We start from the raw sequence: 25,077 nt of genomic DNA on the forward strand, positions 1-25,077 counted from the left end.
ACGGCGCTAGCTTAGCCGCAAAAGCCCATTCTTAAGGGGCCCGCCATGGGCGAGCGGTTGCGCAAGGCCTAGGTTGGCCGCATGAAAGTTTCTAAGGCAAGTTTGCTCGCCGGGTTGGTTGCATCGCTGGTGTCTTGTGGCCGTGACGAACAAGAGGGCATGACGCCTACCCAGACGATGAGGACCATCGCCGTAGCCTTATGTGAGCGTGCTTTCGAATGCAGCGGCTCGGCGCCGGAACCGTTAGATTATGCGACCGTGGCCGAATGCGCCGACGAATGGCTTGCCGGCACTGGCGCCAACCAAGCCGCGATCGAGGCCTCGATCGAAGCCGGCCGCATCTCCTGGGAGGCAGATGACGCCGAGTATTGTGCGCGCCTGGTCGCCGAGGCACTGGGCAATCTCTCGTGCGAGGACTATTGGAATGAGAACGAAGCCGCGCTCGGTGTCGATGACCCGCGCTGCGACACGCTTGGGGCAGGGCTCGTTGCCGATGGTGACGCCTGCACCATCGACGACGATTGCGCCAGCGTCGGGTCGGATTGCATCGACGACGTTTGCACGCCAGAGTGATGTTTGTAACAAGCGATCCACTGTCGCACGCGCGATAGAAACCGTGCCGCTTTTCGCGCGGATACGTTTACTTAAGGTCGTGCTGCCACGGCCTGCCAAATTATTAAGTTGCGCCGGCTTTCCTGGGTGACCTAGTTTGCCGCCATGAAATTAAGCAACGTGTTGGTAATTGGTGTGGTCTCCTCACTAGCTGCGTGTGGTGGTGACGAGGACGGGCTGTCTCAAGAACAAGCCTTGGGTAAAGTGGCGCAGACATTTTGCGAGCGTTCGTTCGACTGCGAAGCCAATTCGCCAGAACCGCTTGAGTACGCCAACGTTGCCGAGTGCGTCGTGGGGTTTAAGGCTGCGCTTGAAAGCGACGAGCAAGCCGCGATCGAGGCCTCGATCGCAGCCGGCCGTATTTCGTGGAATGAAGACGATGCGGCGTATTGCGTCGTCCAGATAAATGCCGCATTAAACGACCTTTCATGCAGCGTGTTTTTCGAACAAGCATTCCTGGCGCTGGGGTCAGAGGACCCTCGCTGCCTGGCGTTGGGCACTGGCCTGGTCGCCGATGGTGACGCCTGTACCATCGACGACGATTGCGCCGCCGAAGGCTCACTCTGTATCGAGCTTGTGTGCAGCCAACCACTGTAAGCCTTGGTTACGCGCGCAACCTGATCTACAGTGCGCGCAACTATGAGCGCGCATCGAGCCATCTCCGACGTCCCACGCCACCGCGCTGGGATGGTAGCCCGCGCGGCGATCGCGGGCGTCTTAGGTGCGGCATACCCGTCACTGCTTACCGCCTGCCAAAGCACGCCTGAACCGGCCGTGCCCAGCGAGGCGTTTCGCCGCGTAATCGCTTCGTTTTGTACCTACGCCGTCGACTGTGCCAATCGGCCGGCGGGCTTTACGTTTGACACCCAAAGCGAGTGCCAGACCATCATGCTCAACTCGATTGGCGGTAGCGTCGCGATGGGGCAATACGACACCGCAGCCGAAAATGGTCGCGTCATCTGGAGCAACGACGATGCCGAGTATTGCGCGGAGCTGGCCGCGGCCTGGTCGGCCACCGCTACCTGCCAAGAATTGTGGGCGACACGCATAACGCTAAATTTCAGTGATCCGAGATGCGACGCGCTCGGCCACGGCACGGTGGCACAGGGCGGCGCCTGCGCGGTCTCGCTCGAATGCGCTGATGACAATTCGTGTCGCAGCGGGGCATGCGCGCCGTAATTGCGCTTCTGTTAACGTGCGGCCTTGGCGCAAGCACGCACGCGCCCTGGTCGTCGCCTTGGTGGGCGGAACAGGCTGCTTGCTATCTCGATAGCGCCAGCTACCGGCGCGCATCGCTTGAGGCGTCGCTGACCAATCCTAGTAACAGCTACTCGCGCCACCGCCTCGCATTTTATGGGCTCGGCGATCGCGGCTGGGACGCACTCCCGGTGTGGAATCCACGAAGCGTGCCGCTTACGCGCGCGATGTCTGACGAGCTAGCGCGCGGCACCATGCCGAGCATGTCCGCGGCGACAACGCCGTTGTGGGACGGCGCGCGGCCTGAATTCGCCCTGACGCGGCCCGAGCTCGCGCGCCAGCTTGGCCTGCAGGCCGATGGCGACGGCAACCCACTCGGCGTCGTGCTCTTTACCGACGTCGACGGCACAACCCGCGTGGGCATCACCTGCGCGCTCTGCCACACCGCGCGCGGTGCGCAAGGTGCCGTCGTGGTCGGCCGCGCCCGCCGCGAGCTCGACTACGGCGCGATTCGTTTGGCCTACGGTGCCGCTACAGGCGAACCGATTGAACCCGGTCTGGCGAAACGCCTCGCAACCTGGGGCCCCGGCCGCGCCGATGTCACCGAAGACAACGACGAAGATCCGGTGGCCATTCCGGATCTGTGGGGCCTACGCTTCCAAACAACGCTTACCCAGGCGGGCACTATCGCTAATATTGGCCCTGTAGCGCTCGCAATCCGCCAGGAAACGCAATTGCTGCATGCGAACCGTCAACGCATTCGCCCGCCGCGCGAGCTGGCGTGGGCCTTGGCGAGGTTTGTCTATGAGCTCGAGCCGCCGCCGGTTGCTGTCACAACGACCTCCCCCGCTATGCGTTCCCGCGGCGCCGCCGTCTTTGAAAGCGAGTGCCGCCACTGCCATCGCAACGAGGCATACGGCGGTTCACTCATCGCCGCCACGCGCGTCGGCACCAACCCCGCGCTCGCCCATGGCACTGCACGCGGCACCGGCTACTATCGCGTGCCAGCGCTCCTCCGCGTCTGCGACGGCGCGCCGTACTTGCACGATGGCTCGGTGCGCTCGCTTGCCGAATTGCTCTCGCCTCGTCGCTTGCTTGCCGCGTACACCGGCGGCGCGCATGGTGCTGGCGCCATCGCCGGCCACGAATTTGGCTTTGACTTGCGCCCCACCGAACGCGCCGCGCTCATCGCATTTTTATGCGGGTTGTAACCGCGCCATTTACGTTTTCACGAGCGGATCAACAATGATCGACACCGCGGTCGACGTTTTTGTTACGCGCTGCTCGCCAACCGCAATTGTCACGCGCACCGAGAGCCCTCCGCGAGCGCCCGCGCCATAGCGACCGCCCGGCACCTTGGCCCAATCTGGCGCGCTAAGAGCATACGAAACCTTTAGCTCGCCCGGCTCGGGCACGAATCCATCCCAGGCTTGATAGCTGCTAGAGGCGTCGACCCATTTCGTCGCGTCTTGCGCCACCAGCTCGCTAAGCAGCGCACCGTCGGCGTCTAGTAGTTCGACCTTGACGATCTCAATCTTGATCGCCGGGCCAAGACCGCGTGTCGTCAGCGCGAGCTGCATCGACGACGGTTGACACGGACCAATTCTGTCGCAGTTGGCTCCCGCACAATTGCTCTTGCCGAGGGACGCCTCGGACTTAACAGCACGCTTGCTTTTTGCCGGCCCGCAGTCCTCGCCCAGCGCAACCGACGAAATTGTAAATTCGGTCGCTAGGCGGCCTGGGGGCGTTGCGCCGACTTCGCCTGCCTTGCCGTCCATAGCCTCACCAGGCGTTGCTGAGCTTGACGTTCTCTTTCCACTGCTGCCGGGCTTATCCAACGACGAGCACGCGATCCATAGCGGCAGCATCACAACCCCATACATGGCAAGCCGTCGCATCATGCGTCCATTTTAGCACGAGCGCGGTCGTCGCGCGAACCGATCTCTAGGTCACCACTTGCGGGTCGACCATCACCGACACCGCGGTCGCGCTCTTGGTGACGCGCTGATCGCCAATTGCGACCGTCACCCGCACCGACAAGCCAGCGGCGCTGCCATAACGACCACCCGGCACTTTGGACCAGTCGGGCGCGCTCAGCGAAAACATGGCCTTGAGATCGCCCGCGGTCGCTACGTTGCCATCCCATGGCCCGTAGTTGCCGCTGGCGTCTTGCCATAGCTGCGGCCGGCGCGCCGCGAGCTCGCCAATCACCGCGCCGCTCGCATCGAGCAATTCCACCTTGACGATTTCGATTTTGGTTGCCGAGCCGGTGCCCTTGGCCGCAAGCGCGAGCTGCATCGACGATTGCTGGCACGGCCCAAAGCCACGACCGCAACCTTCGCCCGCACAATCGCTTGCGGCAAAACCCGCGCGTCGCTTGGCCGAAACCTCAGAGCTCTCGGCTTCCGCGGCAAGCGCCGGCGGCGACGACGGCACCGCCGAACTGGGCGCTTGATTGGCCGCGCGCGCAGCCGGTGAGTCCGCCATCGGCGGCGCGGCAGGCTTGGCAGCCACCGGATCTGGACAATCGCTGCCCAGATTCACCGACGACACCGTGAGGTCAACCTCTAGCGACGCCGCCTTAGGTGGCGTCAGGCTGCCTCCACCGGACTTATCAGGCGACGAGCAGGCCGCCGCAGCGAACAAGCCTAGCGAGACGAATAGATAACGCGTTGATCTCATAGCGGCAGGCTATCACGTCGCCGATACCGATGGGAATTTGCCCCAGCCGGCTTATAGCCTGTACCGACGCGACCGCCTCCGCGAGCACGCGAGCTAGTTCGAAACCGCGTCGAGCTGCGCCTGCGCCCAGGCGCGGCGGATTTGCAGCACGTGCCAGTCGCCATCGAGCGGGGCGCCTTGCAGCTTGGCGATTTCGGCGTCGGCGGCGGCGAGCTCGGCGCGCGCGGTGGCGACGTCGACGTTGCTGCCGTGCACGGCCTCTTCGACGAGCACCTCGATGGTGCCGGTTTCGTTGATGCGCAGATAGCCCGAGCCAACCGCGTAGCGCGCGGCGACCACGATGCCGCCGGTCGAGCCCAAGGTGAGCACGCCGGGCTTGATCGCGACCAGCATCGGCAAGTGGCCAGGCAACACCTGAAACTCGCCGAGCTCGCCAGGCGCGGTGACATAGCCCGCGTCGGTTTGCGCGAGCACGCCGCGTGGCGTGACGATGTTGATGGTGATGGCGCTAGACACTTAGTTCGCCTTTTTCGCCAGCTCGACGGCCTTGGCGCGCACGTCGTCGATGGTGCCGACCATTTCAAACGCTTGCTCGGGGAGGTCGTCGCACTTGCCGGAGAGGATTTCCTCGAACGAGCGCACGGTGTCGTCCTTGGAGACGAACACGCCGGCCAGACCGGTGAAGGTTTCGGCGACGTGGAACGGCTGGCCCATGAACTTTTCGATCTTACGCGCGCGCGACACGGTTTGCTTGTCGTCTTCGGAGAGCTCGTCCATGCCGAGAATGGCGATGATGTCTTGTAGATCCTTGTAGCGCTGCAGAATCCGTTGCACTTCGCGGGCGACCTTGTAGTGGCGGTCGCCGACGACGGCCGGGGTGAGAATGGTAGAGGTGGAGTCGAGCGGATCGACGGCAGGGTAAATGCCTTTTTCCGAAATCGCCCGGTTGAGCACCGTGGTGGCATCGAGGTGGGCAAACGCGGTGGCGGGCGCGGGGTCGGTCAAGTCGTCGGCGGGGACGTAAATCGCCTGCACCGAGGTAATCGAACCGTCCTTGGTCGAGGTGATGCGCTCTTGCAGGCCGCCCATTTCGGTCGACAGCGTGGGCTGATAACCGACGGCGGAAGGAATCCGGCCGAGGAGCGCCGAGGTTTCCGAACCGGCTTGCGTGAAGCGGAAGATGTTGTCGACAAACAGGAGCAAGTCTTGTTTTTCGACGTCGCGGAAGTATTCGGCGATGGTCAGCGCGGTGAGCGCGACGCGGGCGCGGGCGCCAGGCGGTTCGTTCATTTGGCCGAACACCAGCGCGGTATTGGAGAGCACCGAGTTGCCGTTCGACATCTTGGCTTCCGCCAATTCGTGCATCAAGTCGTTGCCTTCGCGGGTGCGCTCGCCGACGCCGGCGAACACCGAATACGAACCCGACTTCTTGGCGACGTTGTTGATCAGCTCTTGGATGAGCACCGTCTTGCCGACGCCGGCGCCGCCGAAGAGGCCGATCTTGCCGCCCTTGCGGTATGGCGCGAGCAAGTCGATGACCTTAATTCCGGTCTCGAACATTTCGACGCTAACCGATTGGTCGACAAACTTTGGCGCCGAGCGGTGAATTGGCGAGGTCTTGGTCGCGCCGGTGGGGCCACGCTCGTCAACGGGTTCGCCGATGACGTTCAAGATGCGGCCGAGGACTTCTTTGCCAACCGGCACCGAGATGGGTGATCCGGAATTTTTCACGGCCTGGCCACGGACGAGGCCGTCAGTGTTGTCCATGGCGATGCAGCGCACCATCTTCTCGCCGAGATGCTGCGCGACTTCGACCGTGAGGTTGTCGGCGCGCTTGTCGATCGACGGGTTGGTGATGAGGAGCGCGGTGTTGATTTCGGGCAATTGCGCCGAATCGAACGCCACGTCGACGACGGGGCCAATGACTTGAACAACGCGACCAATTGAGTTTGCTGAGGTAGCCATGGTTTATCCTTTGAGTGCTTCTGCGCCGCCAATGATTTCCAAGAGCTCCTTGGTAATCGAGGCCTGACGGGCGCGGTTATATTGCAGGGTGAGCTTGCTGATCATTTCGCCGGCGTTCTTGGTCGCGCTTTCCATGCTGGACATGCGCGAGCCAAATTCCGACGCGATGGATTCTAAAATGGCGCGATAGAGCACGATCTGTACGTAGAGCGGCGCCAAGCGCGCGAGGAGCTCGGTCTTGCCGGGTTCGTAGAGGTAGTCGACGCCGGCGCCCGAGGCACCGTCGCTACCATGGGCTGGTGCGGCTGGCGCATCGCCTTTGGCGGCGGCAACCACTTCCGGCACGATCGGCAACAGCTGTTTGTGTTGCACGACTTGCGAGATGGCGCTGTGAAATTCGTTGTAGACGAAAATCACGCGGTCGACGTTGCCGGCCAAGAAATCGGCCGAGATGCGCGTGGCGAGTTCGCGCGAGGCTTGCAGCGCGTTGGCCGATTGCGGCGCAGCGTCGAAGCTGCCGATGTTGGCGTTGCGACGGGCAAAATAGCCGTTGGCCTTCTTGCCGATCGCCAGCAGCGTGACGTCGCAGTTTGCGAGTTCGGTGCGCATGAGCAGCTCGACGCGCTTGATGACGTTGGTGTTAAACGCGCCGGCGAGGCCGCGGTCAGACGACAACACCAAGATGTGGACGCGCTCTTTTTTGCCTTCGGCGACGGTGGGCTTAACAAACAGCGGGTGCGCTGCCTCGCCGGCGACCGCGACTAACTCCGACACGACTTGCGTCAGCGTCATGGTGTACGGCCGCGCCGCCGTGATCGCTTCCTGCGCACGACGCAGGCGCGCCGCCGCGACCAGCTTCATCGCGCGCGTGATCTTGCGGGTGTTTTTCACCGAGCCGATACGCGTGCGGATTGACTTTAATGAGGGCATGGACGCTCCTTAGGCCTGGAACTGCTTGCCAAAGGCGACGAGCGCGTCTTTGAGGGCCTTCTCGTTGTCACCTTCGAGCTTGCCGCTGGTGCGCACGCCTTCGATGACGGCGCCGTGGCGCGAGCGCATGAAGGTCATGAGTTCGGCTTCGTAGCGGCCAAGCGAGGCCACCGGCAAGTCGTCGACGTAGCCGTTGGTGCCGGCGTAGAGCACGATGACTTGCTCTTCCATCGGCACCGGCGAGTACTGCGCCTGCTTGAGCATTTCGGTCATGCGCTCGCCGCGCGCGAGCTGCATTTGGGTGGCGCGGTCGAGATCTGAGCCGAATTGGGCAAACGCGGCCTTTTCGCGATACGACGCCAGTTCGAGACGGAGGCGACCGGCGACCTTTTTCATCGCCTTGGTTTGCGCGGCGCCACCGACGCGGGAGACCGAGAGGCCGACGTTTACCGCCGGACGAATGCCGGAGTAGAACAAGTCGGCTTCGAGATAAATCTGGCCGTCGGTAATGGAAATGACGTTGGTCGGAATGTACGCCGAGACGTCGCCGGCCTGGGTTTCAATGATCGGCAGCGCGGTGAGCGAGCCGGCGCCTTCCTTGTCGGAAAGCTTGGCGGCGCGCTCGAGGAGGCGGCTGTGCAAGAAGAACACGTCGCCGGGATAGGCTTCGCGGCCTGGTGGGCGGCGAAGGAGCAGCGACAATTGGCGATACGCGACGGCTTGCTTGGACAAGTCATCATAGACAATCAGCGCGTGGCGCTTGGTGTCGCGGAAGTACTCGGCCATGGTGACGCCGGTGTACGGCGCGATAAATTGCAGCGGCGCAGGTTCCGAGGCGCCGGCGACGATGACCGTGCTGTAGGCCATCGCGCCCGACTTTTGCAGGCGGTCGACGACCGTCGCCACGGTGGATTGCTTCTGGCCAATCGCGACGTAGAAGCAAAATACGTCTTGGCCTTTTTGGTTGATGATGGTGTCGATCGCAACCGCGGTCTTGCCGGTGCCGCGGTCGCCAATGATGAACTCGCGTTGGCCGCGGCCAATCGGAATCATCGAGTCGATCGCCTTGATGCCGGTTTGCATCGGCTCGTGCACGCTCTTACGCGCGATGATGCCGGGCGCCTTGATTTCGACCTGGCGCTTGTTGGCGCCGGTCAGCGGCTTGCCGCCGTCGATGGGCTCGCCAATGGCGTTCACCACGCGGCCGACGAGTTCTTCGCCAACCGGGACTTCGACGATGCGGCCGGTGCGGCGAACAATATCGCCTTCGCGGATGGCTTCGTATTTGCCGAGGAGCGCGACGCCGACGTTGTCTTCCTCGAGATTGAGCACCATGCCCGAGACCTTGACGCCGCCGGCGCCTTCGAGTTCGAGCAGCTCACCGGCCATGGCGTTAGACAGGCCGTAAACGCGGGCGATGCCGTCGCCGGCGGTGAGCACGGTGCCGGTTTCGGTGACTTCGACTTTCTTGTCGTAGTTTTCGATTTGCTTGCGGATGATGTCGCTGATCTCTGCGGCTCTAATATCCATGGTGTTGCCTTTTGATCCGTAATTCTGCGTTGTAGGCAGGGCCTAGGGGTTGTCCTGCGGGGTCTGCGTCAATTAGTCAAGTGGCCGATTCTGCTCACTTTTTATTGATATTGTCCCCGGGTCGAGGCGCTTATACGCTGCGGCCAAAACCGTGTCAACGCGTCCGCCCGCCGCTGGCGCGACATTTAACGCCTAGGATAATGAAGCCACGCCACAGTGAACTCGCCTCATTCTTTGTGCTCATTGGCGATCACTCGTATGTGCTAACCTGGCGGTGTGATTGCAATCGATTTGACGCCAAGCAGGGGTGAAGACCTGACCCTGATTGACGAGTGCTTGCGGCTCTCGCCAACCGAGCGGGTCATGCGCAATCAGGACGCCATCGATGCCGTCGCCGAGTTGCGAAAATCGTTCCATGAAGCCGTTGCTAACCGCGCTCCAGCGCCTCGTTGAGGGCAACGTCGAGTTCATCGTCGTCGGCGGCCTCGCCTGCGTCATCCAAGGCGCGTTGCAGGGCGGCGTGGCCTATGACGAACTGATGCCGCACACCGTGCAGATTGCGGTAGGTGGCGCGACATGCGCAATTCTGCAGCTAAGCGAGATTATCCGCCTTAAGCAAATTGAGCCGCGCGACAAAGACAACGCGCAATTGCCCGTGCTGCTCGCCACGTTGCGGCGCCTTAACGACCGCGACGCGTGAGTTCCCGGCCCTGCGACGAAACCGGCTACTGCCAGCTGGCGTCGATCCACATCCACGTGGAGCCGCGTTGCTCCCAGCGACCGGCGACATAGGTCTTGTCGCGTTGCGCGCGCTGGCGAAAGCCGGCCTGCCAATGCCAATCGCCATTTTTCCACGTCCAGCGGCCGTTCACCCAAATACGGCCGCGACCGGCCACGGCGGTTTCGACGCGAGGTGCGGGCGGCGCGAAGTCGGGCTGCATCGGCGCGATGGTCCAGCCGCCGGTTTGGATCCACGTCGAATTTTCCTGTTTCCATGTCCGCGGCACAAAGCGTTGGCGGGCGCGCTGGCGCTCGAAGTGGCCGGCCTGCCATTGCCAGGCGCCATTTTGCCAACGCCAATCGCCAGCGACCCAAACGCTGCCCCAACGCGCACGCGGGGTGCGTTCAACGCGAGGCGCGGGAGGCGCATGATCTGGCGTTAGCGGCGCGGGCTCCCAGCGATGATCGACCCACGACCAATTGGCGCCATCTTGTTTCCACTGGCCTTGCTGCCAGCGCTGCTGGCGACGCGCGCGCTCGAAGCGGCCGGCCTGCCATCGCCATTGCGAGTTGCGCCATTGCCAGCTGCCCGGCACCCAGACCGAGCCCCGCCGCGCTCGCGCGCGCTCTTGCCGAGCGGCGGGTGGCGCCGAGTTGGGTGTGCCTAAGGTAATATGGGCGCTTCCGGTAAGACCGATTTGCCCCGGCGTGTGAGTTCGATCACGGTCTCCACGCTTGTCGCGGCCTTTGTCCCCATCGGGATCGGCGGCGGCAACTCCTACTAGATTTGCGATGACCATCGACGACGCGATGAGCAGGCGACACGTTTTTTTCCACTGCATATGTTTCACTCCTGATTTAATGCGAGCAAGTGCTCACGACGGAGATGACTCTATGCAGCTTGTGTGCCGCGGCGGTCACCTAGCGCGCGGCGCGGCTGGGCCATCGCCCGCGCGGCCGCCTCGCGTGCATAGGACCGCGCGGCGGCTTGAGCATGCGCGCACGCGCTCAAGCGGGCGATTCCGCCCGCGACAGCCCCGCGCCCGGCATAATCGCAATTGATGTCGACGCCGTTCCATGCATACTCGCGCCCATGTCGTATTGGACGAGATCAGGCGTTGTGCGCATTGCGTTGATTTGGACCTTGGCGTCCGCATGTGGCAGCGACCTGCCGCCGCCGGTGCCACTTACGGCCTCGCCGCAGCGCGATGGCGACGCGGTGACGGGCTATGACTATTTAGTCTACGGCGACTATGTCAGCAGCGGCATTCCCCTCGATGTCTTCACCGAATTCTTCGGCGGCAACTCTCCGCAAGATTTGGACCGCACCGGCGACAGCGAGGGCATCCCGTATGCATTTAACGTAATCGAGAAGGAAGGTGCCAAGTTCGTGGCGCCATCGTGTCTGACGTGTCACGCCGAGCGCCTGCGCGGCGAGCTAATCATTGGCCTAGGCGACAACAGCAGCGATTTTACGCAAAACCAGGGCACCGCGTTTTTCGCCGCCGATGGACTGGTGCGCGATCGCTATGGCGAAGACTCGCCGCAATGGCGCGGCTACCTGCCCGTAAGTCGCGCGTACAAGGCGATGGCGCCTTACATTGTCACGCAGACGCCGGGCGTCAATCCGGCCGACAAGATCTTCGCCGTGCTGTCGGCGCATCGCGACCCGGTGACGCTGGCTTGGCTAGACGAACCGCTCTACGAACTGCGAACCGCGGTGGTACCAACCGATGTGCCGCCGTGGTGGGTGATGAAGAAGAAGCATGCGCTCTATTACAATGGCCTAGGGCGCGGCGACTTTGGCCGCTTGTCGTCGGCATCGGGCCTCCTCAGCATGGCGGGCCTCGACGATGCCGCGGCCGCCGATGCGCAGTTCCCCGATTTGATGGCGTGGATGCGCACGCTGCAGGCCCCACCATACCCGTTTGAAATCGATGACGCGTTGGCGACGCGCGGCGCCGCGGTGTTTGAACGCACCTGCACGCGCTGCCACGGCACGTATGGCGACGACGATGCTACCGAAGGGTATCCCAACTTGCTTGTCCCGCTTGAGACCATCGGCACCGACGCGTTGCTCGCAAGCCTCTATGCAGAGTATCCCCAGTACCACTCTTGGTATAATGAGAGCTGGTTTGCGCAGGGCGAGGGCGCGGCGCAACTCTTGCCCAACGAGGGCTACGTCGCGCCGCCACTCGATGGCATCTGGGCGACGGCGCCGTATTTGCATAACGGCTCAGTGCCGACGCTGGCCGATCTGCTGCAAAGCAGCGCGCGCCCAGCCTACTTTGAACGCGATCTAAGCAACTCCAATTACGACGAGGCGAGGCTCGGCTGGAGCTACGAGGCAAAAAGCGACGGTACGTCGACGAATACCTACAACACCACGCTACCCGGCTACGGCAACGGCGGCCATACGTTTGGCGATGAGCTCAGCGCGGCCGATCGCGCGGCGTTGCTGGAGTACCTGAAAACGCTATGACCGCTGGCGCCAAGCCCTCTCAAATGGGCTAGGCTGCGCGCAGTGAGCGATGACGACCGATGAAACGACGCTGATCGCACGCCTGCTCGCCAACGACGAGGCGGCGTTCTCGGCACTCATCGATCGCCACCATGGCTCGCTGCTGCGCCTAGCGCAGACGTTTGTCTCCAGCCGCGGCGTTGCCGAAGAGGTTGTCCAAGACACGTGGCTCGCGGTGCTCGAGGGCTTGCCGCGGTTTGAAGGCCGCAGCTCGCTGAAAAGTTGGATCTTCCGCATCCTGTGCAATCAGGCCAAGACGCGCGGCGTGCGCGAACATCGCTCGGTGCCATTTTCGGCGTTTGGCGCGGAGGGCGACGATCAATTCGCCGCGGTGGACGAAGGCCGCTTCACCGCGGGCGGCCATTGGCAACAACCACCCCAACGCTGGGACGACCACACCCCCGAGCGCTTGCTGGTCAACCAGCGCGCGATGCAACACTTACAGGGCGCGCTCGATGCGCTGCCGCCCGGCCAACGCGCCGTGGTGGTGTTGCGAGACGTTGAAGGCGTGCCCAGCGAAGAAGTTTGTAACATCCTCGAGCTTTCCGAGACCAATCAACGCGTCCTACTCCACCGCGCCCGCGCGACGTTGCGGACCGTCTTGGAGCCACACGTGGAGGGGAGGTAAACCGCGATGCTAACCTGCCAACAACTCACGGAAATTATCACCGACTACACCGAAGGCCGCATGTCGTGGCGCGAGCGGTTTAGCGTGCAACTACATCTCGGCATGTGTCGGCATTGCCGTGCGTACTTGCGCCAGCTGCGTACCACGGTCAAGACGCTCGGCGCGCTGCCGCCCGAGCCGATGCCCGATGACGTCAAGGCCGAGTTGATGCGTCGCCTGCGCGACCTTAAAAAATAGCCCCGCTGGCCCGTCACTTTGGTCGTAACGTCTCGCCGGCTGCCGCGACTAGGCGGCATGTCCAAGCAATTTTTAGCCTCCTCCACCCTCACCACGCTGGCTGCCAGCTTCATCTTGATGGCGACCACGGCTATGCCCGCCGCCGCCGACACCTATTCGTTGGCAGGCGTCGAGGCCAAGCTGATCTCGGTGCAATTCGAGTCGCAGATGGAGGTCGAGGACATCATCGGCACCTCGCATCAAGCCACCGGTTCGGTGACGCTGGATGACAAGGCCGCGGCGTTTAAGCTCGAGGTGCCGGTCGCCTCACTGCGCACCGGTATTGACTTGCGCGATGAGAACATCCGCTCGGATGCGTGGCTCGATGCCGCGAAATTCCCGACCATCTCGTTCGCCGGCACGTCGATCGTAAAAAGCGGCACGAGCTATAAAGTCAGCGGCACCTTCACCATGCGCGGCAAGAGCAAGCCGGTGACGGTGACGGCCGATGTGCGCGAGATCGCCGCCGACGACGCCAAAAAACTCGGCCTGGGTGACAGCAAGTGGGTGCGCATTCGCAGCGCGTTCACCGTGCAGCTCTCAGATTTTGGCATCAAAATTCCCGGCATGACCGCGTCCAAGGTGAACAACACCTGGACGGTCAAGGTCAGCCTGTTTGCCAAGGCGAGCACGAAATGAGCGACGCCTCGCAGGAGCATGCGCACGCCGACGCGCACGCCGGTCAACCGCCACGCGCCGGCTGGCGGCGTTGGCTGCGGCGTCTCGGCGTATTGGCGCTCGTAGGCGCGGCGCTCGCGCTCGTGACCGCATTCACCATCGATCGCGCGTTTGGCACCGACGTGTACTTGCTAACGCCCGCCCCCGCCGAGGCGGTTGCCGCCAATCGCTTGCTGTGGCTGCCAGGGGATCCGGTAGCCGATATCTATGGCACGATTTCGGATCAAAAAATTCGCGTCGCCTTTGCCGACAAAGAGAACATCGTAGTACCCAAAGAAGATCCAACGCTACGGCTATATCCAGTGTCGGCGCAGGCTGGCGAGCACGCGCTGCAAACCAAGAGCGTGTGGTTCATCGCGTGGCGCGCCGCGGCCGGCGCTGCACTTGCGGGCGCGCTGCTGTTATTGCTGGCGTGGTGGCCCCGCAAAAAAAGCACCGCACAGCCGCACGCTCATGCTTAGGCGGCCTAGGCGCTAGGAGCCTTGCCGTGCCCGGCGGGTTGTGCCATCTGCTATCCTGTGCAACCCTAGCAGGTGTTTTCGGCATCTCCAGCATCTAACGTCTCCTTGCAGCGAGCGCCCAGTGAGGGCGGAGGCCGCTATCAGCCCGAGCTCCCCGCGCGCTTCGTGCTTGCGACCGACCTCGACGGCACGTTTCTCGGCGGCTCGCCGGCGGAACGCGAACGTCTCTATGCCTTGCTGCGACGTCATCGCCACGAGGTCGTCATTATTTACATTACGGGGCGCGGCCTTGAGGGCGTCATGCCCCTGCTCGCGATGCCCGAGTTACCGCAGCCGGATTTGATCATCTGCGACGTCGGCGCCACCGTGGTGTACGGCAAAGATCTGCAGCCGTTGCAGCCCCTCCAAAACGAAATCGAACAGCAGTGGCCTGGCACCCATGCGGTGCGCCGCGCGTTCGACGCCTTTGCCGGGCTGCACCGCCAACACGTGCCGCAAGAGCGGCGGTGTTCGTATTATGCCAACGCCGCCGACATCAACGAGGCCTTGTATACACGGGCGCACGAGCTTGACTGCGACCTGGTGTTCTCGGCCGGCCGCTATCTCGATATTTTGCCGCGCGGCATCAACAAGGGCACCACGCTTGATGCGGTGGTCGCGCATTTGGGCCTGCCCGCCAATCGCGTGCTGACCGCGGGCGATACGCTCAACGACCTGGCGCTGCTGCAGACCACGTACCGCGGCGTGGTGGTCGGGAATGCGGAGCCTTCGCTGATCGCGGCGCTGCCGCCGGACCAACAACGGCTGTATCATGCGCGGCACGAGGGCGCCGGTGGCATCCTCGAGGCGCTGCGCTATTTTGATTTGGTCAGCGAAGCCGAGCTCGCCGAGGTGCCCGCGCGCGTCGCCACCGATGCCGATGCCAAGGCCGAGCTAGTCATGCTGTATCATCGCCTGCCGTTTCAAGAGCACACGCGCGGCGGCGTCACCCATTTTTCGCGCCATAGCAGCCCCAACGGCATTATTCCGACCTTGCTCGGGCTATTTCGCAAGGGCCAACGCGGCGCATGGGTGGCGTGGACCGAGGCCTCCAGCCGCTCGGCCGCCGCCCCCGTCACCGAGCTCGCGATCGACGCCGACGGCAATCTCACGCCGGGCGCCGTCGACAAGCCGTTGCGCCTGGAGCGCATTGCGCTGACCAAGGCCGACATCGATTTGTACTATAAGAAATTTGCCAAGGAGGCGCTGTGGCCGGTGCTGTTCTCGTTTCCCAGCAAGGTGACGATCGACCACGACCACTGGGCACACTTCGTCGAGGTCAATCGCCTCTTTGCCAACCGCACCGCCGCGACCGCCAAGTTTGGCGCCACGGTGTGGTTGCACGACTACAATCTGTGGATGGTGCCCGCGCTGCTGCGCCCACAGCGACCGGATCTAACGCTTGCGTTTTTCCATCACACTGCGTTCCCGGCGGCCGATATCTTCAACATCTTGCCGTGGGCGCGCGACATCGTGGTTAGCCTCATGCAGTGCGACTACCTTGGTTTTCACATCCCGCGCTACATCGAAAACTTTGTCGACGTCGCGCGCGCCATGACCGGTGCCGAGATCATCGGCCGCCAGCCGTGCGCGCCGCGCTTTAAGACCTACGGCTGCTCGATGGGCGTCCCCGAGATGACCCACACCCTGCGCTTTGCCGGACGCGACGTGCGCCTCGGCGCGCATCCCGTCGGCATCGACGTCGACCAGATCGAACGCTTGCTGGCACAACAAATCGTCCAGGCGCGCGTCGAGGCGCTGCGCGAGGAGTTTCGCGGCAAGCAATGCGTGCTTTCGGTGGAGCGGCTCGACTACGTCAAAGGCCCTATTGAAAAGCTTCGAGCATTTCGCGACATGCTGGTAGCGCACCCCGAGCTGCACGGTAAGGTGGTGCTGGTATCGATCTGCACGCCCGCCGCGCCCGGCATGGAGGTGTATCAGGGCACGCGGCGACAGGTAGACGAGCTGGTAGGCCAAATCAACGGCGAGTTCTCGACCGTTGGCTGGACGCCAATTCGCTACTTCTATCGCTCGCTGCCGTTTGAGGAGCTGGTCGCCTACTATGCCGCGTGCGACGTCGCCTGGGTCACGCCCCTGCGCGATGGGCTTAACCTGGTCGCCAAGGAATTCGTCGCGGCGCAGGCGGCGATTGGCAGCCACGGCGTGCTGGTGGTATCGGAGTTTGCCGGTGCCGCGGTCGAGTTACACGGCGCCATGCTCACCAATCCTTACGATGGCAAGCACCTCGCCGACACCCTATTCGCCGCGCTACACTTGGATCCGGTCGACCGCCGGTTGCGCGCGGAGCGCCTGGCCTCCATCGTGCGCGAGCACGACGTCGCCGCGTGGGGCGAGGGATTTCTCGCGGCGGCGCAGCAGCGGCGCGTGTATGAGCCGCCGGGTAGCTGACGGACGGTCAGCGCGCGCCGTTGGTGGGATGATTCGTCGTCGGCAGAGCCGCAAGTGAGTTCATTAGGAGGAGCATGCCGCCGAGCCAGGCCGTCATGGCGACCAGCCCAAGTCGCTGGATGATTGGCAACAGCATGGTGCGCGGCGCCTCAAGCAACACGATGCCAAGATAGTCCGTTAGGCCTACCGTGGCGATGATCGCCAAGGCGAGCCCGCTAACCCGCACGAAGTTCGCTGCCCGCCGCGCCAGAGCCGCCTGCGCGGGCGACGCCATGACCCACAACGTCCAATTCACGCCGATGAGCGCCGCCACGCCGGCTGGCCCGGCCACGAAGATCGCAAGCTTATGCAGCGACCACCACGGCACCAAGATGAACGGCAAGGCCACCGCCGACGCCACGCCCGCAACCTGGCAGGTGCGCAACAAACGACGGCGCGTCGTCGCCACATCGGCTAGCCCTCGAGGCACTAGCCACCAAACGGCGGCTTGGCACACGGCAAGCGCAAAAATGGCAAAGTGGGCCAAGCCGCGCGACATGGCATTGTTGCGCCCCGCGATCGAGATGGCGTCGAATTGATCGCAAAAATAGTTATACGCCAGCGAGAATCGCGTCGCGCTCGCGTCGTGCCAGTGGCCGCCACCGTAGGTCAGCATGGCGGCCAGCGCCGCGGCCACGAAAAGGCCGAGACTTAGCCACGCGACGCGATATGGCCACCCCATGGCTAAGTCAAAGGCTACCGCGGCACCGAGGCCAGCAGCTGTGGCAGCATGGGCTTGCCGCCCGGCACCAGCGTGATCTTGGCGCCACCGTTGAGCAAGTTTTGCAGCTCGAGCAGCTCGAACATAGCGGTGGAAATTTGCTGATCTTGCGAAATCGCGGCCAAGGCGCTGCCGACAATGTACGGCCTCTGCGCCGCCGCGCGCGCAAACTCGATGGCGGCCTGGCGCTCGGCGGTGCTGCGAATAATATTTACCTGGTTGGTGCCGTCCTGGCGAATCGCTGAGGTGACTTGGCGCAGGCGGTTGACCACCTTTTCCTCGATCTGCCGGATCATCTCGCCATCGCGAAAATGCACCTTGCGGATATACACCGAGCCGGTGGCATAGCCCCACTCATTGCTCTTGGCGCTGACCTCGTCGCGCACCGCCATGCTCATCTCGTGCCGTGTCACCAGCATGTTTACCAGTGGCATGTTCGATAGGCAGCGCACCGTGGCGTTGCTGACGTTGGCGCGCAGCGAGCCCTTGGGATCAGCATTTTTAAACAAGAATGCCAGCGGATCGTTGACGAACATCTCGTACCAGATGCCAATGCCCATTGGCGCGCCTTCTTCGGAGTTGACCGGCTGGCTGCGTAGATATTCTTGATCGAGGCGCATGTCGACCACGTGGCGCGTGCCAAATAAGCGCACGAGCAGCGCCTGCGGCCCAATCGCAAACCACAGCAAGGTAAGCCCAGGCTCGCGGACGACGCCGAGCACGTTGCCAAACAGCACGTAGGCATGCGCCGTGCGCTCGGGCACGATGTCGTAAAAGCCAATGATGCGTAAGAACCACAACACGGCGCTGATGATAAATGGCGTGGCGATGAGGCCGACGACGACGGATTCGGCAAAATTCATGGTTGCACCTCCACAATGGCTTCCTTGGCCCGCGCATAGAGCGAAAGCCGCACGTTGCGCGTATAGGCCTCAATCGACGGCGCGCCACCCGCGCGCTTGAGCTCGGTGAGTTGATTGGCAAGCTGCACCAGCGGCTCGACCTCGGCGTGCGCGTTGAGCGTTTCGATCTCGACCGCGCGCTTGGACTGCACCAGTTTTTGATCGGCCGATGCCTGCGCTAGGCTGACCTCAGACGACACGTGGTTGTGTGCCGTGTTAATCGCGGCCAAGGCGCTTTCAACTTCGGCGGGGGGATCGATGCTAGTAATTAACGAGGCGTCGAGCTCGATGCCGTAGCGCGCCGCCGACGTCGCGCAATCTTGGTCCATGGTCTCATTGATCGAGCGCAGATGCTTGCGCAGATCGTTGATCGAAACGCCCGAGGCGCCGGCGTTGTCTTGCGCGTCGCTGCCGTCGTGAATGGGCGCCTGAAAGTTGGCGATGTGTTGGCGCAAGATCGAGACGAAATAGCCCATGGTGTGGACGACCGGCCGTTTGACGCCGAACAGATAAGCGTACAAATTGCTCTCGGCGATGCGGAAACGCAGCTGGCCGACGAGGCCAATATTGAGCTGATCCTTGGTCACCGCCTCCAAGACTTGGCCGCCGCGATTGGCGCGCGGATCTTCCGGATCGACGGCCATATTAATAGTTACCGTGGCGACCGATACCTTGTGTACTTTCTCCCAGGGCCACTTAAAGTAGAACCCTGGCTGGTAGACGTCGACGATGGGATAGGTGTAGCGCGCCTGCTCATCGGGCCTCATCGCCGCGCTGCCCGGCGTGCCGCGGCTGACGCCCGATCCCGGACGCCTAATCGCCTTGCCCAGGCGCGTCTTCACCGCGCGCTGGCTTTGATCGACAATAAAAAACCCGAACACGCCGTAGCGCACGAACAGGTAGATCGCGGCGCCGAACAAGACGCCCTTGGACCCAAGTTGGGTCAGTAAAGCTATCATGAATTTTTGCTCCTCACGGGTGCGGATGGTAGCCGCATGCCCCGCGCGGTGCAAACGCTACCAGGAGTTGTAACGTGCAATCGAGCCGGTATAGCTGAGCGAAATGCGCGACAGCGAGATGTTGCCGGTGCGCACCCACGTTTTTGAGTGCGGCGCCGTCAGAAACCAGTACGTCACCGGGTCGCAGGTGCCGTTGTAGTAGCAGTACGATTGGCCGGCCCAGCCTGAGCCCACGGTGTCACATTCGGGCAGCGGGGTTACGCCCGCCACATAGCCGCTTACCTGTTGAACTTTAGTTACAATGCTTGAGTTGTTCATGAGGTTGATGGGCGAGGCCTTTGGAATGCTCGTGCAGTCGGCCGTACACTTCGTTGTAACGTTGGCGCCGGCGGCTCTGCACACCGCCAGCGTGCTATGGCCATTTGACGTAGGCCAAAGCAGCGGCACGTAGGAGGTGGCAAGCTTTTCGAAGAAGGGCGGATTGCCTGCCCGCAGCACCTCGACCTTGATCTCCAGAACCTTGAGATTCGCCCCGGCATAAAAGAGGTAGTAGCTGCTGTTGCCAGAAAACGAGACGTCGCACAGTTCGTCGGCTGAGTCGCGTTCGGTTGCCGAAAGTGCCGAGCACAACACGGGGTTGATCACGACGCGGCCGCGCACCTCGGGCGGCAGTGACAGCGCAATGGCATCGGCCGGACTCGCATCAGAATAGTTGACGACCCGACTTGCCTTGGACAGCGCCGGTGCCGCAGCATCTAAGACGGCGGTACGCGCATGCGCATCTCGCCTGCCAGTATTAATCGCGGCGACCGCCGCTACGACGCCAACGACGGCAACCGTCACGACGAGTTCCGTAAGAGTGAACCCGTCCTGGCTGGACGGACGTTTCGGCAGATGAGAAGGCTTCACATCTCCAATTTACTCCGAATTTGTGCGGCGGTCGTACAGCAAAAAACTTTGTCTTCACCGACAGTAAGATTTATGGAGGGTACGCATCTCCTTAAGCGTACAACGACGCACACCCCCTCCTGCCTCGAAAGCTAGAGGCCCTTGGCGGCCGCAAGCGTTAGCTCGGCGACAATCGGCAGATGATCGCTGGCACGCTTGGCAACCTCGATTTCGCCGCGAAAGACGCGATGCAGCTCGGCATCGCCGCGCACGTAGAGGCTGTCGAGGGCGCGCAGCGGCGCCCACGCCGGAAAGGTTCGCGGTGGCCGCGCGGGGCCGACAAAGCCCGCGGGTGCTAGCAGCTTGCCGAGGCCGCCATAGACGTCGTTAAAGTCGCCGCCGACGATGAGCGGGGTGCGCTGATGTAGGCCCGCAAACGGTTGGCACGCGAGAAAGCGCGCGAGCTGCAAATGGCGTTCGTACCGCGCGAGCCCGAGATGCATGTTGAAGACATGCAGCGTGCGATCTACATCGTCCGCGGGCCCAGGCCCCTGCGCGCTGCGGAGGCGGATTTCCGCGTGCAGCACGCTGCGACGTTTTTTAAGCGGCACGGTGAGGTCGACGTTGGCGGTCTGTACGATGGGCCACCGCGAAAGCACCGCATTGCCATACTCGCCGCCGCCGCTGACTTGCACATTTGGAAACCAGGTGTGGTGCGGGAGGCCGCACAGGTCGGCTAGCAAATGAGTTTGCTGATCGCCGTTAGATCGCTTGGCGCCGTGGTCGACTTCTTGCAGCATGACGATGTCGGGCGCATAGTGCGAAATGGTTTCGGCGATCCGCTGGGGCTGATAGCGTCGATCGACGCCGCCAATGCATTTGTGGACATTGTACGAAAGCACGCGCAGCTGCATAAGGCGACGCGATCATAGCATGCTAGGCTGCGCCGCATGCGGTGGTTTCTCGCTGGACTTGGCTATACGGCGCGCGAGGTGGCGCTCCAATTGCGCACCAAGGGGGTCGAGATCGCAGGGTGTGGTCGCGGCCCCAACGTCTCGCAATGGCGCGACATCGGCGTGCAGGCCATCGCCAGCGACATGTCGCGCTTGTTCGATACGCAGCTCGCATGCGACGTGGCGGTGATCTTCGTGCCACCAAGCAAGCCGGTGACGCTGGCGGAAACCCAGATCGCCCAGCGCTTTGTCGCGGCCGGGGCCCAGCAGCTGATCTATGTGTCTTCAACCGGTGTCTATGCGGCGGGCAGCGGGGCCTTGGTGGATGAAACGTGGCCAACGCGGCCCCTCTCAGCCACGGGCGAAGCGCGCCTCGCGGTCGAGCAAGCCCTCTTGGCGACGGTGCGCGATATTGCCGCGGCCACCACCGCGCCGCCGCCGCGTTTGGCGATTGCGCGGGTCGCTGGCATCTACGGCCCGGGGCGAGCCCCGTGGGACAAGGTCAAGGCCGGTGAGTACCGCCTGATCGACGGCGGCACCACCGCGGTCAGCCGCATTCACGTTACCGATCTAGCACGCGCGATCGTGGCACTCGGGCAACACGGCGGCAATGGCATCTACAACGTCGCCGATGACGATCCGGCATCGGCCAAGGAAGTCGTGGACGCGGTCTGCGCGGCAACGCCTTGCCCCGCGCCGCCCGAGCTCGCCGCCGCCGACGTGCCATCCGAGGTGAGCGCCATGCTACTCGCCGACCGCCGCATTGATGCCAGCAAGCTCAAGGCCGACGCGCATTGGACGCCTCATTATCCAAGCTGGCGCGATGCGTGGCGTACCGCGCTATTGGGCTAGAGGCGGCACGCGCTGACGCGATATGCACACATGTGGTCGTGATCTGGCGCACCGCGCGCGTTTATGAGTGAAACATAAGAAAGCGCTTGGGCTAGGGTGTTCGCAGGATAAAAAAATCCAAGGAGCCAAATGCTAAAAAACGTACTCATTCTAAGCGCCGCCCTCTTCTTTGCTGCTTGTAACGGAACCTCACCCACCGAGCGTCAAGGACGCCTGCTGACCGGCCAATTGCCACAAGGGGCCACCGGCATTCGCGCCAGCGCGCCAGACGGCAGCGTCACCAAGGGCACGGTGGCCGGTGGCCGCTTTTCGCTTGAGCTGCCATCTTCGCGCGCCGTGGTGGTCTTCACCGATGCCAACGGCCCAATCGCCACGTTAACGCACAAAACGTCCGCCGCCGGCGCCGCGGTGGCGAGCTTGCCAAGCAGCAACTTCGTCGACGGCGAGGCCGACGTAGGCGAGGTCATGGTTGATGGCGACCAGGCCTCAAGTGACGACAGCGCGTATAGCGAGATGGATAGCGACGACGACGGCACCCGCGACTTCGACGATGCCGACGACGACAACGATGGCGTCGACGATGCCGACGATAGCGACGACGATGGCAATGGCACCGACGACGCCGAGGAAGACCTTGACTCGGATGACGACGGCTCGTGTGACGAGACCGACGAAGACGACGACAACGATGGCACCGAAGACGATGCCGACGATGATGACGACGGCGATGGCGAAGACGACGACGTCGACCAGGACTCAGACGGCGATGGCGTAAGCGATGATGGCGATGCTGATGACGACAACGACGGCGACTCGGACGACGCCGACGATGACGACAATGGCGACGACATCGATGACGATGAGCAAGACGAAGACGACGACGGCTCGCCCGATTGGAATGACGACGACAGCGATGGCGATGGCCTCGACAACGATGAAGATGCCGAGGAACCCGCCACGCCGTAGGCTTGGCAGGGTTACGCCTGCGGCGGCAAGGTCGCGCGGCTAAGCGGCACGCGCAAGGCAAACGTCGCCCCGTGGCCAAGCCCGGGGTCGAGCAGGCTTACCTCGCCGCCCAGGCGCTTCATCGCTACCTTGGCGATCGCCAGGCCGAGACCCGAGCCGCGTCGATCAGGACTTGCCTGAAAAAATGGCTCGAACACGCGCGCCGCCGCGTCGGGGCCGATGCCCGACCCATGATCGCGCACCAGCACCTCACAGCTCGCGCCGCGCTGGCTGACATCGATCTCAATGTGGCCGCCGTTTGGGCTGTGCGCCACCGCATTGTCTAGGAGGTTGTCAAACGCGCTGCGCAAGAGCCGTTCGTCACTCACGACGATCACCTCGGGCGCATTGAACGCCACCGCGAGGCCCTTGCGTGCAATCGCAACCTCAAAATGGTCGAGCGCGTCGAAAATCATCCGCCTCATATCCACTGGCTGGCGCGCGATGTCGACGCGTTCGCTCGCCGCCAGATCAAGCAGCCCTCGCGACAAGGCGGTCAGTCGATCGATCTCGTCGCGAATCCGCGTCATCGCCGTGCGCTCCCCTGTGGCTGCTGAGGGCGAATTGGGTTGGCGCAGGGCGGCGTCGATTTCGCCACGGATTAAGGCCATGGGTGTTTTGAGCTCGTGCGCGGCATGAGCCACGAACTGATCTTGCGCGCGTGCCGCCTCGCGCACTCGCGTAAATGCATTGCCAAGCGCCACCTCGAGCTCGACAAACTCGTCGTGCGCACCACCAGGCGGGGTCCATTCCGGCAGCTGCGCGGCCGCGGTTTCTGGGGCTGGTAGGCGCGCGGTGATGCGGCGCAGGCGCTGGCTAAACCATTTCGCTAGCAGCAACCACACCGCCAACGAGATGGCGACCGCGCTGGCAAAGAACAGCCCGACGGAGCGCCAGTAGGCAGCCATGGCGCGGTCACGCGGCGCCAGCGAGCGCGAGAGCCTAAGCAAATAGGGCGTTTGGGTCGCGAGATCGGTGGTGGCAATCGCGAGCTCACGGCGTTGCACGGAGCCACCGCTCGGTGTGCTCGCGACGCTATTCCAAAACTGCGGAAGCCCCGCGACGTCGCGCGCGGCAAAACGGCCGACCGCCAAGGGGGGCTCGCCCGGCGGATCGCTCGTGACCAGCCGCAACTCGGCATCGTAGAGCGCACCCCGCGGGTCGCTGTCTGACAATTGCCCGCGCAGAAACGAGCGCCCGAGATGTAGGTGAGGCTTGCCTTGCTCGCCATCGAAGGCGCCCACGCTCTCGACGGCCGCGCTGGCGAGCAACTCGCGGTCGACGTCGGCGAGCAGCTGACGCTCGAACACGCGCGCGGCTCCCAATGCGGCAACCAAAAACATCGCCGCGGGCACCATGACCCCAAACAGCAACAAGCGTCGGCGGACGTTCACAGCGCCTCGTCGAGCACGCGCAAGGAGTAGCCGCTACCACGTACGGTTTCAATCACGACGCGACGGCTCCCCGTCAATGCGATCTTGGCCCGCACGTATCCAACATAAACGTCGACCACGTTGGCCGATCCTGAAATCCACTTGCCCCACACCGCATCGCGCAGCGCTTGCCGCGAAATTACCTCATGCCGCTTGGTCGCCAGCTCGGTAAACAGTTCAAACTCTCGCGACGAGAGCAGCTGCTCGCCACGTGGCCCGCGCAAGGCGCGCGATTCGCCTTTAATTGTCAGATCGCCCAGCGTCGTGATGGTCGCGACGCCTACGCTTTGTTGGGCGTGGCGCCGCGTGATCGCATCAATCCGCGCGAGCAATTCTTCGATGGCGACGGGCTTGACGAGATAGTCATCGGCGCCAAGGGTTAGGCCTTGGACGCGTTCGGCTACCGTACCGCGCGCGGTCATGATGAGCGCCGGCGTATGGTCGCCGCCCTGCCGCCGCATCGACAAAAAGGTTAGCCCGTCTATCCCAGGAAGCACCCAATCGATGAGCATGGAGGCAAATGGCCCTTCTTGCTGCACCGTGAGCAGCGCGGTTTCAGCGCTGGCGCATGCCCTCACCTCATGCCCCGCGTCGCGCAAGGCCTCGGCAAGCAGCTCGAGCAAGCGCGGCTCATCTTCAACTAGTAGAATTTTCATGAATGCAGGCCTGCGTGCAGT

28 protein-coding genes are annotated in these 25,077 nt (G+C 63.2%); 13 read left to right on the forward strand and 15 right to left on the reverse strand.

Annotation, left to right across the window (positions count from 1 at the left end):
- Positions 1 to 81: 81 nt before the first annotated feature.
- From IPL79_13100 to IPL79_13115, 4 genes are all read left to right on the forward strand, one after another.
- A complete protein-coding gene (locus IPL79_13100) occupies positions 82 to 573 on the forward strand; it encodes a hypothetical protein (GenBank protein ID MBK9071921.1) in 492 nt (163 codons plus the stop codon).
- A gap of 144 nt (positions 574 to 717) precedes the next feature.
- On the forward strand, positions 718 to 1,209 hold the full coding sequence (locus IPL79_13105) for a hypothetical protein (GenBank protein ID MBK9071922.1): 492 nt from the start codon (positions 718 to 720) through the stop codon (positions 1,207 to 1,209).
- A gap of 42 nt (positions 1,210 to 1,251) precedes the next feature.
- Positions 1,252 to 1,791, forward strand: coding sequence for a hypothetical protein (locus tag IPL79_13110; protein MBK9071923.1), 540 nt, complete (start codon positions 1,252 to 1,254; stop codon positions 1,789 to 1,791).
- On the forward strand, positions 1,779 to 3,020 hold the full coding sequence (locus IPL79_13115) for a hypothetical protein (GenBank protein MBK9071924.1): 1,242 nt from the start codon (positions 1,779 to 1,781) through the stop codon (positions 3,018 to 3,020). The genes IPL79_13110 and IPL79_13115 overlap by 13 nt, the downstream gene beginning before the upstream one ends.
- A gap of 9 nt (positions 3,021 to 3,029) precedes the next feature.
- On the opposite strand, the gene IPL79_13120 is transcribed toward IPL79_13115, so the two are convergent.
- From IPL79_13120 to IPL79_13150, 7 genes are all read right to left on the reverse strand, one after another.
- Positions 3,030 to 3,710: a hypothetical protein gene (locus IPL79_13120; GenBank protein MBK9071925.1), complete on the reverse strand. Its 681-nt coding sequence runs from the start codon at positions 3,708 to 3,710 to the stop codon at positions 3,030 to 3,032.
- Positions 3,711 to 3,753: 43 nt separating this feature from the next.
- Entirely contained in the window at positions 3,754 to 4,491 is a 738-nt protein-coding gene (locus IPL79_13125; GenBank protein ID MBK9071926.1) for a hypothetical protein, read from the reverse strand.
- Positions 4,492 to 4,584: 93 nt separating this feature from the next.
- Positions 4,585 to 5,007 carry a F0F1 ATP synthase subunit epsilon gene (locus tag IPL79_13130; protein ID MBK9071927.1) on the reverse strand — a complete coding sequence of 141 codons (423 nt, stop codon included), beginning with the start codon at positions 5,005 to 5,007 and terminating at the stop codon, positions 4,585 to 4,587.
- On the reverse strand, positions 5,008 to 6,456 hold the full coding sequence (gene atpD, locus IPL79_13135; GenBank protein ID MBK9071928.1) for a F0F1 ATP synthase subunit beta: 1,449 nt from the start codon (positions 6,454 to 6,456) through the stop codon (positions 5,008 to 5,010).
- 3 nt (positions 6,457 to 6,459) lie between these two features.
- Complete coding sequence (gene atpG, locus IPL79_13140; GenBank protein MBK9071929.1) at positions 6,460 to 7,386, reverse strand: ATP synthase F1 subunit gamma; 927 nt, start codon at positions 7,384 to 7,386, stop codon at positions 6,460 to 6,462.
- Between the two features lie 9 nt (positions 7,387 to 7,395).
- Positions 7,396 to 8,916, reverse strand: coding sequence for a F0F1 ATP synthase subunit alpha (locus IPL79_13145; GenBank protein MBK9071930.1), 1,521 nt, complete (start codon positions 8,914 to 8,916; stop codon positions 7,396 to 7,398).
- 240 nt (positions 8,917 to 9,156) lie between these two features.
- Positions 9,157 to 9,333 carry a hypothetical protein gene (locus IPL79_13150; protein ID MBK9071931.1) on the reverse strand — a complete coding sequence of 59 codons (177 nt, stop codon included), beginning with the start codon at positions 9,331 to 9,333 and terminating at the stop codon, positions 9,157 to 9,159.
- On the opposite strand from IPL79_13150, the gene IPL79_13155 reads away from it, so the two are divergent.
- Positions 9,332 to 9,616 (forward strand): hypothetical protein, encoded by a 285-nt coding sequence (locus IPL79_13155; GenBank protein MBK9071932.1) that lies wholly within the window; start codon positions 9,332 to 9,334, stop codon positions 9,614 to 9,616. The two genes, IPL79_13150 and IPL79_13155, sit on opposite strands and share 2 nt — an antisense overlap.
- Before the next feature lie 25 nt (positions 9,617 to 9,641).
- On the opposite strand, the gene IPL79_13160 is transcribed toward IPL79_13155, so the two are convergent.
- A complete protein-coding gene (locus IPL79_13160; GenBank protein MBK9071933.1) occupies positions 9,642 to 10,478 on the reverse strand; it encodes a YXWGXW repeat-containing protein in 837 nt (278 codons plus the stop codon).
- A gap of 251 nt (positions 10,479 to 10,729) precedes the next feature.
- Between IPL79_13160 and IPL79_13165 the strand changes: the two genes are divergently transcribed.
- From IPL79_13165 to ggpS, 6 genes are all read left to right on the forward strand, one after another.
- A complete protein-coding gene (locus IPL79_13165; protein MBK9071934.1) occupies positions 10,730 to 12,118 on the forward strand; it encodes a c-type cytochrome in 1,389 nt (462 codons plus the stop codon).
- A gap of 49 nt (positions 12,119 to 12,167) precedes the next feature.
- Positions 12,168 to 12,785, forward strand: a complete 618-nt coding sequence (locus tag IPL79_13170; protein ID MBK9071935.1) for a sigma-70 family RNA polymerase sigma factor — start codon at positions 12,168 to 12,170, stop codon at positions 12,783 to 12,785.
- A 6-nt stretch (positions 12,786 to 12,791) separates the two neighbouring features.
- Positions 12,792 to 13,022, forward strand: coding sequence for a zf-HC2 domain-containing protein (locus IPL79_13175; protein MBK9071936.1), 231 nt, complete (start codon positions 12,792 to 12,794; stop codon positions 13,020 to 13,022).
- A gap of 57 nt (positions 13,023 to 13,079) precedes the next feature.
- Entirely contained in the window at positions 13,080 to 13,700 is a 621-nt protein-coding gene (locus IPL79_13180; protein ID MBK9071937.1) for a YceI family protein, read from the forward strand.
- A complete protein-coding gene (locus IPL79_13185; GenBank protein MBK9071938.1) occupies positions 13,697 to 14,200 on the forward strand; it encodes a hypothetical protein in 504 nt (167 codons plus the stop codon). The genes IPL79_13180 and IPL79_13185 overlap by 4 nt, the downstream gene beginning before the upstream one ends.
- 165 nt (positions 14,201 to 14,365) lie before the next feature.
- Entirely contained in the window at positions 14,366 to 16,648 is a 2,283-nt protein-coding gene (gene ggpS, locus IPL79_13190) for a glucosylglycerol-phosphate synthase (GenBank protein MBK9071939.1), read from the forward strand.
- A gap of 7 nt (positions 16,649 to 16,655) precedes the next feature.
- On the opposite strand, the gene IPL79_13195 is transcribed toward ggpS, so the two are convergent.
- The 5 genes from IPL79_13195 to IPL79_13215 all read right to left on the reverse strand — a co-directional run bounded on the left by IPL79_13195 (position 16,656) and on the right by IPL79_13215 (position 21,071).
- Positions 16,656 to 17,369, reverse strand: a complete 714-nt coding sequence (locus tag IPL79_13195; protein ID MBK9071940.1) for a hypothetical protein — start codon at positions 17,367 to 17,369, stop codon at positions 16,656 to 16,658.
- Positions 17,370 to 17,383: 14 nt separating this feature from the next.
- A complete protein-coding gene (locus tag IPL79_13200) occupies positions 17,384 to 18,271 on the reverse strand; it encodes an SPFH/Band 7/PHB domain protein (protein ID MBK9071941.1) in 888 nt (295 codons plus the stop codon).
- Complete coding sequence (locus IPL79_13205) at positions 18,268 to 19,269, reverse strand: SPFH domain-containing protein (protein ID MBK9071942.1); 1,002 nt, start codon at positions 19,267 to 19,269, stop codon at positions 18,268 to 18,270. Before IPL79_13205 ends, IPL79_13200 begins: the two co-directional genes overlap by 4 nt.
- A gap of 57 nt (positions 19,270 to 19,326) precedes the next feature.
- Positions 19,327 to 20,178, reverse strand: coding sequence for a prepilin-type N-terminal cleavage/methylation domain-containing protein (locus tag IPL79_13210; GenBank protein ID MBK9071943.1), 852 nt, complete (start codon positions 20,176 to 20,178; stop codon positions 19,327 to 19,329).
- Between the two features lie 131 nt (positions 20,179 to 20,309).
- Positions 20,310 to 21,071, reverse strand: coding sequence for an endonuclease/exonuclease/phosphatase family protein (locus IPL79_13215; GenBank protein ID MBK9071944.1), 762 nt, complete (start codon positions 21,069 to 21,071; stop codon positions 20,310 to 20,312).
- Between the two features lie 36 nt (positions 21,072 to 21,107).
- On the opposite strand from IPL79_13215, the gene IPL79_13220 reads away from it, so the two are divergent.
- Together IPL79_13220 and IPL79_13225 are read left to right on the forward strand one after the other, a co-directional pair.
- Positions 21,108 to 21,962, forward strand: coding sequence for an NAD-dependent epimerase/dehydratase family protein (locus IPL79_13220; GenBank protein ID MBK9071945.1), 855 nt, complete (start codon positions 21,108 to 21,110; stop codon positions 21,960 to 21,962).
- Positions 21,963 to 22,091: 129 nt separating this feature from the next.
- On the forward strand, positions 22,092 to 22,928 hold the full coding sequence (locus tag IPL79_13225) for a hypothetical protein (protein MBK9071946.1): 837 nt from the start codon (positions 22,092 to 22,094) through the stop codon (positions 22,926 to 22,928).
- 11 nt (positions 22,929 to 22,939) lie between these two features.
- On the opposite strand, the gene IPL79_13230 is transcribed toward IPL79_13225, so the two are convergent.
- Together IPL79_13230 and IPL79_13235 are read right to left on the reverse strand one after the other, a co-directional pair.
- Complete coding sequence (locus IPL79_13230; protein ID MBK9071947.1) at positions 22,940 to 24,361, reverse strand: hypothetical protein; 1,422 nt, start codon at positions 24,359 to 24,361, stop codon at positions 22,940 to 22,942.
- Positions 24,358 to 25,056, reverse strand: a complete 699-nt coding sequence (locus IPL79_13235; protein MBK9071948.1) for a response regulator transcription factor — start codon at positions 25,054 to 25,056, stop codon at positions 24,358 to 24,360. Before IPL79_13235 ends, IPL79_13230 begins: the two co-directional genes overlap by 4 nt.
- Positions 25,057 to 25,077: the final 21 nt, after the last annotated feature.

Source organism: Myxococcales bacterium, from assembly GCA_016716835.1.
In the GTDB taxonomy this organism is placed as follows: domain Bacteria; phylum Myxococcota_A; class Polyangia; order Haliangiales; family Haliangiaceae; genus JADJUW01.